This is a genomic window from Microvirga pakistanensis (assembly GCF_004458765.1).
GTDB lineage: Bacteria > Pseudomonadota > Alphaproteobacteria > Rhizobiales > Beijerinckiaceae > Microvirga > Microvirga pakistanensis.
This window is the reverse complement of record NZ_SPJX01000186.1, coordinates 104110-119289: the sequence shown is the minus strand read 5'-3', so window position 1 is coordinate 119289 and position 15180 is coordinate 104110. Positions and strand designations below refer to the sequence as shown.

The 15180-nt window shown below is 66.0% G+C and carries 16 protein-coding genes; 6 read left to right on the top strand and 10 right to left on the bottom strand.

All coding sequences use genetic code 11. The annotated features are described in order from the left end of the window. Positions 1-64: 64 nt before the first annotated feature. The 6 genes from E4K09_RS11425 (at position 65) to E4K09_RS11400 (ending at position 6046) form a co-directional block, all read left to right on the top strand. Positions 65-1318, top strand: coding sequence for a URC4/urg3 family protein (locus E4K09_RS11425; RefSeq protein WP_244610452.1), 1254 nt, complete (start codon positions 65-67; stop codon positions 1316-1318). Positions 1319-1347: 29 nt separating this feature from the next. After that, entirely contained in the window at positions 1348-1983 is a 636-nt protein-coding gene (gene upp, locus E4K09_RS11420; protein ID WP_134497034.1) for a uracil phosphoribosyltransferase, read from the top strand. 47 nt (positions 1984-2030) lie between these two features. After that, on the top strand, positions 2031-2942 hold the full coding sequence (locus E4K09_RS11415; RefSeq protein WP_166802269.1) for a 2-dehydro-3-deoxygalactonokinase: 912 nt from the start codon (positions 2031-2033) through the stop codon (positions 2940-2942). A gap of 28 nt (positions 2943-2970) precedes the next feature. Further along, positions 2971-4353: a leucyl aminopeptidase family protein gene (locus E4K09_RS11410; RefSeq protein ID WP_134497030.1), complete on the top strand. Its 1383-nt coding sequence runs from the start codon at positions 2971-2973 to the stop codon at positions 4351-4353. Positions 4354-4429: 76 nt separating this feature from the next. Beyond that, positions 4430-5278, top strand: coding sequence for a C40 family peptidase (locus tag E4K09_RS11405; protein WP_134497028.1), 849 nt, complete (start codon positions 4430-4432; stop codon positions 5276-5278). A gap of 66 nt (positions 5279-5344) precedes the next feature. Next, the gene (locus tag E4K09_RS11400; RefSeq protein ID WP_134497173.1) at positions 5345-6046 is read left to right on the top strand and encodes a sulfite exporter TauE/SafE family protein; all 702 of its coding nucleotides are present in this window, start codon (positions 5345-5347) and stop codon (positions 6044-6046) included. 12 nt (positions 6047-6058) lie between these two features. Here the strand turns inward: E4K09_RS11400 and E4K09_RS11395 are convergent, their stop codons facing one another. From E4K09_RS11395 to E4K09_RS11355, 10 genes are all read right to left on the bottom strand, one after another. Further along, on the bottom strand, positions 6059-7000 hold the full coding sequence (locus E4K09_RS11395) for a 2-hydroxyacid dehydrogenase (protein WP_134497026.1): 942 nt from the start codon (positions 6998-7000) through the stop codon (positions 6059-6061). Further along, positions 6997-8319, bottom strand: coding sequence for a thymidine phosphorylase (gene deoA, locus E4K09_RS11390; RefSeq protein ID WP_134497024.1), 1323 nt, complete (start codon positions 8317-8319; stop codon positions 6997-6999). The genes E4K09_RS11395 and deoA overlap by 4 nt, the downstream gene beginning before the upstream one ends. 1 nt (position 8320) lies before the next feature. Then, entirely contained in the window at positions 8321-9082 is a 762-nt protein-coding gene (gene deoC, locus E4K09_RS11385) for a deoxyribose-phosphate aldolase (RefSeq protein ID WP_134497022.1), read from the bottom strand. A 3-nt stretch (positions 9083-9085) separates the two neighbouring features. Beyond that, entirely contained in the window at positions 9086-9892 is an 807-nt protein-coding gene (locus tag E4K09_RS11380) for a purine-nucleoside phosphorylase (protein WP_134497020.1), read from the bottom strand. A gap of 9 nt (positions 9893-9901) precedes the next feature. After that, the gene (locus E4K09_RS11375) at positions 9902-10306 is read right to left on the bottom strand and encodes a cytidine deaminase (protein WP_134497018.1); all 405 of its coding nucleotides are present in this window, start codon (positions 10304-10306) and stop codon (positions 9902-9904) included. 1 nt (position 10307) lies between these two features. Next, positions 10308-11213 (bottom strand): ABC transporter permease, encoded by a 906-nt coding sequence (locus E4K09_RS11370; protein ID WP_134497016.1) that lies wholly within the window; start codon positions 11211-11213, stop codon positions 10308-10310. 2 nt (positions 11214-11215) lie between these two features. Beyond that, complete coding sequence (locus tag E4K09_RS11365) at positions 11216-12301, bottom strand: ABC transporter permease (RefSeq protein ID WP_204985718.1); 1086 nt, start codon at positions 12299-12301, stop codon at positions 11216-11218. Positions 12302-12315: 14 nt separating this feature from the next. Further along, the gene (locus E4K09_RS29005; protein ID WP_166802268.1) at positions 12316-12459 is read right to left on the bottom strand and encodes a hypothetical protein; all 144 of its coding nucleotides are present in this window, start codon (positions 12457-12459) and stop codon (positions 12316-12318) included. After that, positions 12459-13982, bottom strand: a complete 1524-nt coding sequence (locus E4K09_RS11360) for an ABC transporter ATP-binding protein (RefSeq protein WP_134497012.1) — start codon at positions 13980-13982, stop codon at positions 12459-12461. Before E4K09_RS11360 ends, E4K09_RS29005 begins: the two co-directional genes overlap by 1 nt. Before the next feature lie 123 nt (positions 13983-14105). Continuing rightward, entirely contained in the window at positions 14106-15110 is a 1005-nt protein-coding gene (locus E4K09_RS11355) for a BMP family lipoprotein (RefSeq protein ID WP_134497010.1), read from the bottom strand. Between the last annotated feature and the right edge of the window lie 70 nt (positions 15111-15180).

Sequence of the window (15180 nt, the reverse complement as noted above, 5' to 3'; positions counted from 1 at the left end):
TGCAAGTGCTGGCGGCGCTGAGTCTATGCTATCGCTTCTCCACTTGAGAGCCCCGGAGACACGCTTGACGGACCAGCCTGATTTGTCCCCCGAGACCCAAGCCGCCCGCAAGCTCCTGACGGCAGCGGCAGTGCGCGAGCGGTCCCACCAGCTGCTGGAGGCGGGCCTCGAAGGCCGTCTGCAGCATTTCACGGTGAACTTGAGCCGCCTGGAGGCCTGCGCCGACGAGGTGGTGGCGACGATCCGCGAGGCCTATCCGTCCCTGGAGATCCCCTTCCACGCGCGCTGGCGGCATTTCTCGGCCGGCGGCCATGACCGCTGGGGGGCGGTGATGCACGGCGCGCGGTGGTCGAATGCGGGCGAGATGGCGCGCTCCGCCTTCGACCTTGCCATCGTGTCCGTGCTGCTCGATGCGGGCGCGGGCCCGCAATGGCGTTATCAGGAGGGCCGCACGGGGGAGACCTACGCCCGCTCCGAGGGCCTGGCGGTGGCGAGCCTCGACATGTTCGTGAGCGGGGCGTTCTCGAGCAGGCCGGAAGATCCCTTCCGCGTCGACGCGGACGTGCTGATGGCCCTGACGCCTGAGGATCTGGCCGAGGGCTTCCAGGTCTCGGCGGACAATCCGCTCGTCGGGCTGGAGGGGCGCGCCGCCCTTCTGAACCGCCTCGGGCGGGTGGTGGCCACGAACCCGGACATCTTCGGACAGGTGGACGATCCCCGCCCCGGCGGCCTCGTCGATGTGATCGTGGCGGGCGCCGAGGACGAGACGGTCACGGCTCCATCGATCCTCGAGGCGCTTCTCACCCATCTGGGTCCGATCTGGCCCGGCCGGATCACTTTGGGCGGCGTCGATCTCGGGGATACTTGGCGCCACCCCCTGGTCGAGGCGCCCGACGCCACGAAGGGCCTCATCCCCTTCCACAAATTGTCCCAGTGGCTTTCCTATTCGCTGATCGAGCCCCTGGAATGGGCGGGTTACACGGTCACCGACATCAACGGTCTCACCGGCCTGCCGGAATACCGCAATGGCGGCCTGTTTCTCGATACCGGCGTGATCGCCCTGAAAGACTCGGAAGACGCACGCCGCGCACATGCGGTGGATTCCAGCCTCGTCGTGGAATGGCGGGCCTTGACGGTTGCCCTTTTGGACCGCATTGCCGATCCGATCCGCGCCCGGCTCGGGTTTTCCGCTGAGGACTTTCCCCTCGCGAAGGCGCTCGAAGGCGGCACCTGGGCGACAGGGCGCCGGTTGGCCAAGGAGAAACGCGGCGACGGTTCGCCGCCTCTCAGCGTGATCAGTGACGGAACGGTGTTTTGATGATTGAGCCTATGACGACCGAGGGAGGAATGAGCATGGAAGGCGTGACGGTGGTCGGTCATCCGCTGGTTCAGCACAAGCTGACCCTGATGCGCGACAAGCAGCGTTCCACCAAAGGGTTCCGCCAGCTCCTCAACGAGATCGGCATGCTCCTCTGCTACGAGGTCACCCGCGACCTGCCCATGGAGCGCATCGAGATCGACACGCCGCTCACCAGGATGGAAGGCGTGCAGATCGCCGGCAAGAAGCTCGTCTTCGCCCCCATCCTGCGGGCGGGCGTCGGCTTCCTCGACGGCATGCTCACCCTCGTTCCCGCAGCGCGCGTGGCGCATATCGGCCTCTACCGCGATCCGGAATCGCTCCAGGCCGTGGAATACTACTTCAAGGCTCCGTCGGATCTCGCCGACCGCATGGTGCTGGTGCTCGATCCGATGCTCGCCACCGCCAACTCGGCCGTGGCCGCCATCGAGCGCCTGAAGGAGCGCGGCGCAAAGGACCTTCGCTTCGTCTGCCTGCTGGCGGCGCCCGAGGGTATCGAGCGGCTGCGCAGCGCCCATCCGGACGTGCATATCTGGACCGCCTCCATCGACGAGCGCCTCAATGACCACGGCTATATCGTGCCGGGTCTGGGCGATGCCGGCGACCGCATGTATGGAACGCGCTGAAGCCCCGCTCTGTTAGCTGTTGACGGGGTGAAACAAGGATCGACGCCGTGCGCTTCATCGTGGCCGACTGGGGAACGACCCGCTTTCGTGGCTACCTGATCGAGAACGAAACCATTCTCGACCAGGTCTCGTCGGACGAGGGCGTCTCCGCTCTCCAGAAGGGACAGCACCGCGACGTGTTCCTGCGGCAATGCGGGCGCTGGCTCGAGGCCGAGCCGAATGCGCCCGTGCTGCTCGTCGGCATGGTCGGAAGCCGCGAGGGATGGCAGGAAGCGCCTTATGCCTCCTGCCCTGCGGGCCCCGCCGAGATCGCGCGGGCACTGATTCCGGTCGACCTCTCCAATGGACGCAAAGCCCATATCGTTCCAGGCCTCTTCTGCGAGCCCGCTCCCGGGGCGGCGGACGTGATGCGCGGCGAGGAAACGCTGGCACTCGGCGCGGGCGTCGAGAACGGCCTCGTGTGCTCGGCCGGGACGCATCCCAAATGGATTCTGATGCGCGGCGGGCGCATCGAGCGTTTCGCCACCTCCATGACCGGCGAGATGTATGCGCTCCTGCGCGAGCATTCCATGATCGGACGCCCGGCGACGGAGCCCTCCGACCAGAAGGGCTTCGACATGGGCCTCGATGCGGCGGAGCGCAATGGCGGCGCACAGGGCGCTGCCCGCGTGGGGCTTCTTCACCTTCTGTTCGGCGCACGGGCCGCCGTGGTATCCGGGCGCATGGCGAGCAATCTGCTCGCACCCTATCTCTCCGGCCTTCTCACGGGCGACGAAATCAACGGGGCGCTCGCACAATTCGGCCGCCCCTCCTCGGTCACCATCCTGGCCGACCGCGCCCGCGCGGATCTTTATGCCCATGCCCTCGGCCGTCTTGGCATCACGACCGAACTGAAGAACCCGCAGCAGGCTCTTCTGGCCGGTCTCACGCGCATCGTGCACCAGCATTTTCAACGCTGAACGCTCACACTTCTCGCAGGTCAAAGCCATGCCCCATCCTCTTCTGGCCACGTCCGCCGACAACTCGCTTCCGATCTGGCTCGTGACGGAGAGCACGTGGAGCGGCATCTCCGCGCAACTCCCGAAGGTGGCGCAGGGTTTCGCGAGGGCTCAAGGGTTCGAGGGCAAGGCGGGCAGCCATTGCCTGCTCCCGGATGCGGACGGCAACCTGTTCGGCGTGGCCTTCGGCCTTGCGAATGACGATGCCAGGCATCGCGATCCTTTTGCCGTCGGCAAGCTCCCGACGATTCTGCCGGAGGGCGTCTATCGCTTTGAAACCGCAGCGCCGGACGCGGCGCTCGCCGCGCTCGCATGGATCCTCGGCTCCTATGGCTTCACCCGCTACCGCAAGCGCTCGGAGAAATCCGTGCGTCTCGTCGTGCCGCAAGGCGTGGACGCGGACGAGGTGACGCGGATCGCCAACGCGGTGTTCCGCAGCCGCGATCTCGTCAACACGCCGACGAACGATCTCGGCCCCGACGGAATCGAGGCGGCCGCCCGGGAGGTTGCGGACGCACATGGCGCGCAATTCACCAGCATCGTCGGCGACGATCTCCTGAAGCAGAACTTCCCGATGATCCACGCCGTCGGCCGTGCGTCGGAGACGGCGCCGCGCCTCATCGACTTCACCTGGGGCGACGCGGATGCGCCACGCATCACCCTGGTCGGCAAGGGCGTGGCCTTCGACACGGGCGGGCTCGACATCAAGCCCGCCTCGTCCATGCTGCTGATGCGCAAGGACATGGGCGGTGCGGCCGCGGCGCTTGCTCTCGCCGACATGATCATGGGCGCCAAACTTCCTGTGCGCCTGCGCGTGCTCATTCCCGCCGTCGAGAACGCGATCTCCAGCAACGCCTTCCGCCCGGGCGACATTCTGAAAAGCCGCAAGGGGATCACGGTCGAGATCGGCAACACGGATGCGGAGGGCCGCCTCATCCTCGCCGATGCGCTGGCGCTGGCCGATGAGGAGAAGCCGGAACTCATCGTCGATTTCGCGACGCTCACGGGCGCCGCTCGCGTGGCCCTCGGCCCCGAGCTTCCGCCCTTCTACACGGACGACGAGGAACTCGCGCTCGAGATCGCCCGCACCGGAATGGAGGTGAACGATCCGGTATGGCGCCTGCCGCTCTGGGCCCCCTACCAGAGCCAGCTCGATTCCAAGTATGCCGACATCAACAACACGGGCGGCCCGATGGGCGGGTCGATCACCGCGGCCCTGTTCCTGCGCCGGTTCGTGTCCGACGCCAAGGCGCATGTGCATTTCGACATCTTCGCCTGGAACAGCGCGACCCGTCCGGCCCGTCCGGAAGGCGGAGAGGTCCAGGCCGCGCGCCTCATGTATGCGCTTTTCAAGCGGCGCTACGCGTCCTGAGAGACGCACGGTCGCTGGCGCTTTCGCGCCGGAAGCGATAGGAAACAGCATCATCGCCTCTGAAGGAGCCGTCTCGATGAGTTTCGACCGCCGCATCACCCCCGTTCGCGCCGATCTCGCCGACGAGAGGCTTCGCGGGCAGGTGGAGGCCGAGCGCTATACGGCGGGCACGGTGAGGCGCGTCACAGCCTCCTTCGCGCCTCTCCATCGCCATCCCTCGCGGGAGGCGCCGGTCGATACGCAGGCGATCTTCGGGGAAGCCGTGAGCGTCTATGACGAGCACGAGGGCTGGGCCTGGGTGCAACTGCACGAGGACGGCTATGTCGGCTATCTGCCGAGCGACGCTCTGGGGAACCCGGGGCCGGCGCCGACGCACAAGGTCGCGGCCATCCGCACCTTCGTCTATCCGGGTCCCAACCTGAAGCTGCCCTACCAGGACTACCTGACCCTCAACGCCAGGCTCGCCGTCACCGGCACCGAGGGCGACTATGCCCGCCTCGCCGATGGAGGCTGGGTCTACGCTCCCCATCTTGCCCCTCTCGACGCGCGGGAGCCGGATTACGTGAGCGTCGCCGAACGCTTCCTGCACACGCCCTATCTCTGGGGCGGCAAGACAAGCCTCGGCATCGATTGCTCAGGCCTTGCCCAGATCGCGCTGACGGCCGCCGGCATCAAGGCCCCGCGCGACAGCGACATGCAGGAAAGCGAACTCGGCACCGCCGTGGAGGTCAAGCCCGATCTCAGCGGCCTCCGGCGCGGCGATCTGGTGTTCTGGAAAGGCCATGTCGGCCTGATGCTCGACGGGACGAACTTCATCCACGCCACCGGCCACAGCATGACCGTGATGATCGAGCCGCTCGCGGTGGCCGAGGAACGCATCCGCAGGACCAGCTACGGGCCGATCAGCTCCATCAAGCGCCTGTAAGCAACCGCCGTGCCCGACCCGTTCGTTTTTCTCGTCGCGGCCTTCGGGGTCTTCCTCATCGCCTTCATGAAGGGAGCATTCGGCGGCGGACTTGCCATCATCGGCATTCCGGTTTTGTCCCTCGTCATGGACCCGATCACCGCCGGCGCGCTTCTTGCGCCGCTCTTCGTGCTGATGGATGCCTTCGCGCTTTATTACTGGCGGCCGCAGACCTGGTCGAGGATCGATCTGGCGCTGCTGGTGCCCGCCCTCGGCCTCGGCACAGCGATCGGGTTCATGCTCATGACGGTAGTGGACCGGTCCACCTTCGCGATCCTCATCGCGCTGATCACGCTGATCTTCACGGGCCTGTGGTTTCGCGGCGGCGGCAGGATCGTTCAGCGGCCGCGCTCGAAGCTGAAGGCTTTGATCGCCGGAACGGCATCGGGCATCACATCCATGGTGGCTCATTCCGGCGGTCCGCCCGTCGCCATGTATCTTCTCCCCCTCGGGCTTCCGAAGGCGGTCTATGCGGGAACGAGCAGCAGCTTCTTCGCCGCGGGAAACCTGATGAAAGCCGTGCCGTGGCTGATGCTGGCGAAGCCCGGACCGCAGCTCTGGATCCTCATGGCGTTGTGCCTGCCCCTCATCCCGCTCGGAGTCTGGACCGGTTACCGGCTGCACGAGCGCCTCGATCAGAATCAGCTCTACCGCCTCTGCTATACGTTGCTCACGCTGACGGCATTGAAGCTTCTGTGGGACGGATTGAAAGGTTACGGGGTGCTCTGACACCCCATAACCTCAATAGCCTCGTGCGCGATCCACGATGTTCTGGAATAGCTCGCCCGCCTCGTGGCGGTGGATCTGATCCGCGATGTAGCGCGCCGTCGCCTCGGGCTCGCTCACGGCTGCGTTATGCGGCGTGATCGTCACGCGCGGATGCTCCCAGAGCGGGGAATCCTCCGGCAGCGGCTCCGCCTCGAACACGTCGAGGGTTGCGGCCTTGAGCGTTCCGTCGTCGAGACAGGCGAGGATGTCTCTCTCCACCTGAAGGCCGCCGCGGCCGGCATTGATGAGAATGGGGCCGCCGAGCCTGCCGTCCCGTGCGAGCTTTTCGAACAGGGTGCGGTTGAGAATGCCGCGCGTGTCAGGCGTGAGCGGAACGAGGCTGATCAGGATGTCCGTGCGCGCCAGGAACTCGGACAATCCGCCCTCGCCCGAATAGACCGTGAAGCCGTCCACGCTTTTCGGCGTGCGGCTCCAGCCCGCCACGTCGAAGCCCATCATCTTGAGTTTCCTGGCAGCATCCTGCCCCAGCACGCCGAAGCCCATGATCCCGACGCGAACATCCGCCGCGATCGGCGGCGAACGGTCCTCTTCCCAGCGCTTGGCGCGCTGCGCGGCAGCGAAGCGTGCGTGGTCGCGCAGATACATGAGGCAATGCATGACCATGTATTCGCTCATGCGATGGGTGAGATCATCCTGCGCCACGCGCACGACCGGCACGTCGGGAAGGCCGGGATAGCCCATGAGATGATCGACGCCCGCGCCGAGCGAGAAGATCGCTTCCAGGTTCGGCAGACGATCAAGGCTCCCCGGCTTCGGCCCCCAGGTCGCCACGTAGCGGATCTTGCTCCGGTCGAACTCCTCGCCCAGCACGACGATTGCGCGGCCGGGGAGATAGCGCGCGAAGCGCTCGACCCACGGCTGTGTTTCCCAGGTGACGGCGACGAGAAGGCTCAAGACTTTGCTCCGATACGTTCGAGAATCATGGCTCCGGGTTCCGCCTTCGCATCACCCAGAGTGTAGGCGGCGCGCACCATGCGCGCGGCGGCCTCGGCCGCCTCCTCGCTGCGCGCATGCACGATGGCGAGCGGACGATTGCCGTCGACCATGGCGCCGATCCCAGCAAGTTCGGTCAGGCCGACCGCATGATCGACCGGATCCTGCGGGCGTGTGCGTCCGCCGCCCAGAGCCACCACGGCCACACCAACCTCGCGCGTCGCGATGCGCTGCACGATGCCGGAGCGCTCCGCACGAACCGGGCGGATCACGGGAGCAGCCTGCAGGTGCTTCTCGTGCCTCTCCACGAAATCCGCGGGACCACCCAGGGCCTTCACCATGCGCTGAAAGACCTCGGCCGCCTTGCCGGAGGAAATCGCATGCTCGATCTTCGTTCGGGCCTCTTGGATATCGGCAGCGATCCTGCCCAGCACGAGCATCTCGGCGGACAACTCCACCGTCACCTCGTGGAAGCGCTTCTCACGACGGCGTCCCGTCAGATAATCGACCGCATAGGCCATCTCCACCGCGTTTCCGGCGGCGGACGCGAGGGGCTGATCCATGTCGGTCAGCAAGGCGCTCGTCGGCAGACCGGCGCCATTGGCGACGAGCACGAGGCTTTCGGCCAGGGCGCGCGCATCCTTTGCATTGTTCATGAACGCGCCGGAGCCGAACTTCACGTCCATCACGAGGCCCTGAAGGCCTGCCGACAGCTTCTTCGACAGAATGGACGCAGTGATGAGATCGATGGATTCCACCGTCGCCGTCACGTCGCGAATGGCGTAGAGACGCTTGTCGGCCGGCGCGAGATCCGCCGTCTGGCCGATGATGGCGCAGCCCACCTCGTGCGTGACACGCCGGAAGGTGTCGATGTCGGGCTGCGTGACATAGCCCGGAATGGAATCGAACTTGTCGAGGGTGCCGCCCGTGTGTCCGAGCCCGCGACCGGAGATCATCGGCACGTAGCCGCCGCAGGCTGCGACGGCCGGGCCGAGCGCAAGGCTCACCGTGTCGCCCACGCCGCCGGTGGAATGCTTGTCGAGAACAGGGCCCGGCAGGTCCCATGTCAGCACTTCGCCCGAATGCATCATGGCGCGGGTCAGTGCGACGCGCTCGGGCACGGACAGGCCACGGAAGAAGATCGCCATGGCGAAGGAGGCCGCCTGGCCCTCCGAGACGGCGCCCGAGGTCAGCCCATGAATGAAGTGCTCGATCTCGTCGGCCTCGAGCGTGCCGCCGTCGCGCTTGCGGCGGATGATTTCCTGCGGAAGAGGCGCCATGTCAGTAAGCTCCGGTCGCGGCAGGATCGTCCCGTCCTTCGATCGCGGCGATCAGCGTATCGTAGACGCTGCTCGCGCCGATGCGGAATCGCTGCGGTGTCGCCCAGCCGGGCCCCATGATGCGCTCGGCAAGATCGAGATAGATCCTCGCATCGGCAACGGTGCGGATGCCGCCGGAGGGCTTGAGGCCCACATCGCGTCCCGATGCCTTGATGGCGTCGAGCATGATCTCCGCCGCCTCCGGCGTTGCGGAAACGGGTGTCTTGCCGGTCGACGTCTTGATGAAGTCGGCGCCTGCCGCAATCGACAAGCGGCTCGCGGTCGCGATGAGTTGTGCATCCCTCAGCTCTCCGGTCTCCAGAATGACCTTGAGAAGCCGCCCCTGATCGACCAGGTCACGGACCGCCTCGACCATGTCCGTCGCAACCGTCAGATCGCCACGACGCACGGCATCGTACGGCAGGACAAGATCGATCTCGTTCGCGCCATCGGAGAGCGCCTCCTGCACGTCGTCGGTGACACGCTCCACATCCTCGCCGCCTGCGGGAAAGTTCACCACCGTGGCGATGCGCACGGGCGAGCCTCTCAAGGCCTCCTGCGCTTGCTTGACGAATTGCGGCCACACGCAGACGGCGGCGACCGGCCCACGCGGATCGAGCGCTTTCCTGCACAAGACATCGATCGCCTGATCGGTGCAATTGTCGCTCAGATCGGTGAGATCGAGACAACGCAAGGCATGCTGGGCAATCTGCGCATCGGACATATCTTAAAGCTCCGCAACGAAGGAACGGATGAGACGCTTGAACTTCTCGGAGGCTTCCGCCGCCGTATCCTTGGTTTCCTGGTGCGAGGGCGAGGCCCCCTCGATGCCCGCCGCCAGATTGGTGACGACCGAGATCGCGGCGACACGCAGGCCGTAATACCGCGCGAGAATCACCTCCGGCACGGTCGACATGCCGACGAGATCGCCGCCGAGAATCTGCACCATTCTGATCTCGGCAGGCGTCTCGAAGCTCGGGCCGGACAGCCAGGCGTAGACGCCCTCCGGCAGATCGATTCCGCTTATCTTCGCGGCCCGCTGCAGAACCTCGCGCAGTTCAGGATCGTAGGCGTCGGTCAACGAGACGAAGCGACCTTCCGTATGATCGCGGAGGAGCGGGTTTGCGCCGGAGAGATTGAGGTGATCGCTGATGGCGACCAGGCTGCCGGGGCGGATCGAGGCGCGCACGGAACCTGCCGCATTGGTGGCAACCAGCACCGGAATGCCGAGCTCCCTCACGAAGGCCACGGGAAGCCGCATGGCGCCCGCATCGCCGGTTTCGTAATAATGCGCGCGGCCCTGGAACAGGAGGACGCGCTTTCCTTCGAGCTGACCGGCAACGAGCTTGCCCGCATGTCCGGAGACGCCGCTTGTCGGAAAATGCGGAATGTCCGCATAGGCCAAGCTCACCGCGTCCTTCACCTCGTCGACCAGGGTGCCCAGACCCGTGCCGAGCACGAAGGCGGCATCGAAGCGGCCGTCGAAGCCGCGGGCGCGCACGAACTCGGCCGCCTGTTGAGCGTTCTGCTGCATGATCGCCTCTTATCTGTCGGTCAGATTGTCGGGCCCGAACGAGAAGGGCAACAGCTCATCCAGGGTAAAGCTCCTGCGGATGCCCTCCGGGCCCGCGATATGGATCCTGACATCGGGCGCGGCGAATTCGCGGATGCGCTGACGGCACCCGCCGCAGGGTGTCACGAGATGCTCGCCCTCCCCCATCACCACGATCTCGCCGATGCGGCTTGCACCGCCCGCGATCATCGCGGAGATCGCGCCGGCCTCCGCGCAGGACCCGACCGGATAGGCGGCATTCTCCACATTGCATCCGGTGAACACGCGACCCTCCGGCGTGGCGATGGCGGCCCCCACCTTGAAGCGCGAATAGGGCACATAGGCTTTCGCCTGAACAGCCCTGGCGGCCTCGAAGAGAGTTTCGAGAGAAGACATGTCAGCGCTCCTTCACGTAGGGCACGCCAGCCGCGCGCGGTGGAATGGCCTTGCCGATGACGCCCGCGAGCAGGATGACCGTCATCAGATAGGGCAATGCCTGTATGGCCTGCACCGGAACCTCGCCGATGCCCGGGATGAAGAGCCCCTGCAGCTGATTGGCGATGGCATCGAGCAGACCGAATAGGAAGCAGGCCCCGAGCGCCGGCCATGCCCGCCATTTGGCGAAGATGAGGGCCGCGAGCGCGATGAAGCCGCGTCCCGCCGTCATGTTCGGCAGGAAGCCCGCCGCCTGGCCGACCGAGAGATAGGTGCCGCCGATTCCGCAGAGGATCCCGCCGATGATCACGGCCGCGTAGCGCAGGCCCGTCACCGAGATTCCGGCGGTATCGACCGCGGCCGGGTTTTCGCCCACGGCCCGCAGACGCAGGCCGAAGCGCGTGCGGCCGAGCACGAACCAGGTGAGCGGCACCGCGAGCAGCACGATGTACACCAGAGCCGAGTGGCCGAGGAGAATGCCGTCGAACCGCTGCACGCCTTCCAGGGGAGGCGTGCGTCCGCCCTGCCCGTACCACGCATTGCCCACGATGGCGGTCAGTCCCGCCGCCAGCATGTTGATGGCGACGCCCGACACGATCTGGTTGCCGCGCTGGCTGATGGAAGCAAAGCCGTGAACGAGGCCGAACGCCACGGATGCGATGATCCCGGAGGCCAGGCCGATCCAGGCGGAGCCGAAGGCGTAAGCGGCAGCCGCGGCCGCAAAGGCAGAGACGAGCATCTTGCCCTCGAGGCCGATGTCCACCACGCCCGAGCGTTCCGACCAGAGGCCCGCCAGGCAGGCGGCGAGCAGCGGAATGGAGAGACGCAGCGCCGAATCGAGGACGGTTGCGATGATGCCGAGATCCATGCTCACGCTCCGGCCAGTTTGGGACGCGACAGCAGATGCGCGACGAGCCGCCGGAAGAGGCCGTCCAGCGCGCCCGCGAACAGAATGATGATGCCGCCGATCACCACCACCATGTCGCGGGTGATGTTGGGCTGCTCGAAGGCCAGCTCCGCGCCGCCCTGATAGAGAATGCCGAACAGGAGCGACGCAAGGATGATCCCCACCGGATGCGCGCGGCCCATGAGCGCGACGGCGATGCCCACGAAACCGTAGCCGGAGGTGAATTCCAGGAGCAGGCGGTGCTGGTAGCCCATGAGCTCGTTGACCGCGAGCCCGCCGGCGAGAGCGCCCGACAGCACCATGGCGATGACGGTGATGCGCGCCGGCGAAATGCCCGCATAGACCGCGGCCGCGGGGTTGGACCCGACCACCCGGATCGCATAGCCGAGGCGCGAGCGGTAGATGAGAAGCCAGATGAGATACGCGGAGACCAGCGCCAGGATCAGCGTGAGGTTGAGCTGCGAGGACGGAATCGCGATGCCGAACCAGGCGAACACCTCGTGCATGAACGGGATATGGGAGGCCTCGGGGAAGGCGCGGGTTTCCGGGTTCATGGATTGCGGCTCGCGCAGGACGTTCACGAGCAGATAGACGATCAGCACGCTGGCGAGCCAGTTGAACATGATCGTGGTGATCACGATGTGACTGCCGCGCTTGGCCTGCAGATAGCCCGGCACCGCGGCCCATGCGGCCCCGAATGCGGCGGCGGCCAATATGCCGACGGGAATGAGCAGGAAGCCCGGCAGGAAGGTGAGATTGTTGAGCGCAAGCGCGATCCCCAGCCCCGCCAGCGTGGCTTGTCCTTCACCGCCGATGTTGAACAGGCCCGCGTGGTAGGCCACCGCGACCGCGAGCCCCACGAAGATGAAGTCGGTGGCGTAGAACAGGGTGAAGCCGAGCCCCTCGCCCGTGCCGAGGCTTCCCTGCAGCAGGTAGCGGGTCGCCGTCAGCGGGTTCTCGCCGATGCTGAGCACCACGAGTCCGGCGATCAGAAAGGCTGCCACGACGGAGATGGCGGGCACGAGAATCGTGTCGGCCCATTTGGGCATTTCGATGGGAGCGCTCACGTCGGATGGTCCGTCAGGAACAGGTCACCCTGTTCGTCGAGAGGGAGGAAGGGTTTCCGGGCCGGCTCCCACGGGTGCCTGTCGGGATCCGCGTCATAGCCCGAGAAGCTCAAGGTGACGAGCGACGATCGCGGCTGCATCAGGCGGCCTCGTCGGTGACGCCGGCCATGAGCAGGCCCAGATCCTGCTCGCTCGTCTCGTCGGGCTTGCGCTCGCCCGTGATCCTGCCGCCGCACATGGTGAGGATGCGGTCGGAGAGATGCATGATCTCGTCGAGTTCCACCGACACCAGAAGGATGCCCACGCCCGCATCGCGCAGGCCGATGAGGCGGCGGTGGATGAACTCGATGGCGCCGATATCCACGCCGCGCGTCGGCTGCCCGACGAGCAGCACTTTCGGGTTGCGTTCGATCTCGCGCGCCAGCACGATCTTCTGCTGATTGCCGCCGGAGAAGTTCGACGTCTTCAGGCGCGGCGCGGGCGGGCGCACGTCGTATTGCTCCATCTTCTTCGCCAAATCCGCGATGAGGCGGTCGTGATCGAGAAGCGGTCCGGGGCCGAGATGCGGCTCGTCGCTGAATCCGAGGATCGCGCTCTCGAACGCCGAAAAAGCCGGAACGAGCCCCATGCGCAGGCGATCCTCCGGCACATGGAGAAGGCCAAGCTCGCGCATGCGGTGCGGATTGTGCTGGGACAATGGGATGTCGCGCCCCCCGAGGCGGATGGAGCCGAGCGAGAGCGGACGCATTCCGGCAATCGCTTCGAGCAGTTCGCTCTGCCCGTTGCCCGCTACGCCGGCGACGCCCACGATCTCGCCCGCATGGACGGTGAACGTGGCATCGGCCACGCGCCGCACGCCGCGCGTATCCACGACGGAAAGGTTTCGCACGTCGAGCACGGGCGCGCCGGGCGCCCTGGCGGTTTTCTCCACGCGCAGCAGCACGCGGCGCCCCACCATCAGCTCCGCGAGTTCCGGCGGCGAGGTGTCCGCCGTCTCGACCGTCGCCACCATCTCGCCGCGCCGCATGACGGAGACGCGATCCGTGACCGCCATGATCTCCCGCAGCTTGTGGGTGATGAGAATGACGGTCTTGCCCTGTGCTTTCAGCGAGCGGAGCAGTTCGAACAGGGCATCCGCCTCGGCAGGCGTGAGCACGGCCGTCGGCTCGTCGAGAATGAGGATATCGGCGCCGCGATAGAGGGCTTTCAAGATCTCGACGCGCTGCTGGAGACCGACGGAGAGATCCCCGACGGTGGCGTCCACATCGATATCGAGGCCGTAATCCTGCGCCAGCCGCGCGAGTTCCTTGCGAACCTTGGCCTCGCCTGCGCGCAGCATGGCGCCGCCCTCGGCGCCGAGCATGACGTTCTCGACCACGGTGAGCGGCTCGACCAGCATGAAATGCTGGTGAACCATGCCGATGCCCGCCTGGATCGCATCGTTGGAGGAGCGGATCCGGACAGGCGCGCCATTCACGCGGATCTCGCCGGAATCGGCTTCGTAGAAGCCGTAGAGGATCGACATGAGGGTCGACTTGCCGGCGCCGTTCTCCCCGACGATGCCGTGGATGGTGCCGCGCTCGACGCGGAGGTTCACGTCCCTGTTGGCATGAACGGTGCCGAAGCTCTTGTTGATGGCGATGAGTTCAATGGCGGGGGACATCGGCCTCTCGGGTTGTCCGGCGAGGAAAAGCGGGCGGATCTTATCGGAAAACGCACGAACCTAAAAACGGATACGGCCGCAGGCCTCCTGTCAGAGAGCCTGCGGCCGGATCGGAGCCTCAGCTTACATCGGGCACTTGGAATCCGACATGTAGTCGTGGACCTTGATGGCGCCCGACTTGATGTCGGCGGCGGCCTTGTCGGCGGCGGCCTTCATGTCGTCCGTGATCAGCGACTTGTTGTGGTCGTCGAGAGCCCAGGCCACGCCGTCCTCGGCGAGGCCGAGAGCCTGCATGCCGGCCTTGAAGGTGCCCTTCTTGGCCTGGTCGAAGGCGTTGTAGGTGGCCACGTCCACGCGCTTGACCATGGAGGTCAGCACCTTGCCCGGATGCAGGTTGTTCTGGTTGGAATCGACCCCGATGCCGAGCTTGCCCGCGTCGGCGGCCGCGCGCAGCACGCCCACGCCGGTGCCGCCGGCCGCATGGTAGATCACGTCTGCGCCGCGGCTGATCTGGCCCTTGGCGAGTTCGCCGCCCTTCACCGGATCGTTCCAGGCCGCACCCGTGGTGCCGGTCATGTTCTGGAACACCTCGGCATCCTTGCTGGCGTATTTGACGCCCTGGACATAGCCGCAGGCGAACTTGCGGATGAGCGGGATGTCCATGCCGCCCACGAAACCGACCTTGCCGGTCTTCGAGGCCTTGGCGGCGAGAAGGCCCACCAGGAACGAGCCCTCATGCTCCTTGAACACGACGGACTGCACGTTCGGCTTGTCGATCACGGCGTCGATGATGGCGAACTTGATGTTCGGGAATTCCTCGGCAACCTTCTTCAAGGCCGTCTCCTGGCTGAAGCCGACCGCCACGATCGGCGAATAGCCGTCCCGAGCGAAGCGGCGCAGCGCCTGCTCGCGCTGAGCATCGTTCTGAGGCTCGAAGTCGCGGTATTCGACGCCCGTGTCCTTCTTGAAATTCTCGGCGCCCATATGGACGCCCTCGTTGAAGGATTTGTCGAACTTGCCGCCCAGATCGTAGACGATGGCGGGCTTGAAATCCGCCTGCTGCGCGAAGGCAGCCGAAGCGGAGAAGGCGAGGCCCGCGAGCGCGAGGCCGAACTTGGTTACTGTCATCGGCATTGTTCCCTGTCTGTCGCCGGATTTTTAGTGTCCGGTTGCCCGTTGACGATGGCACGGGAAGGGT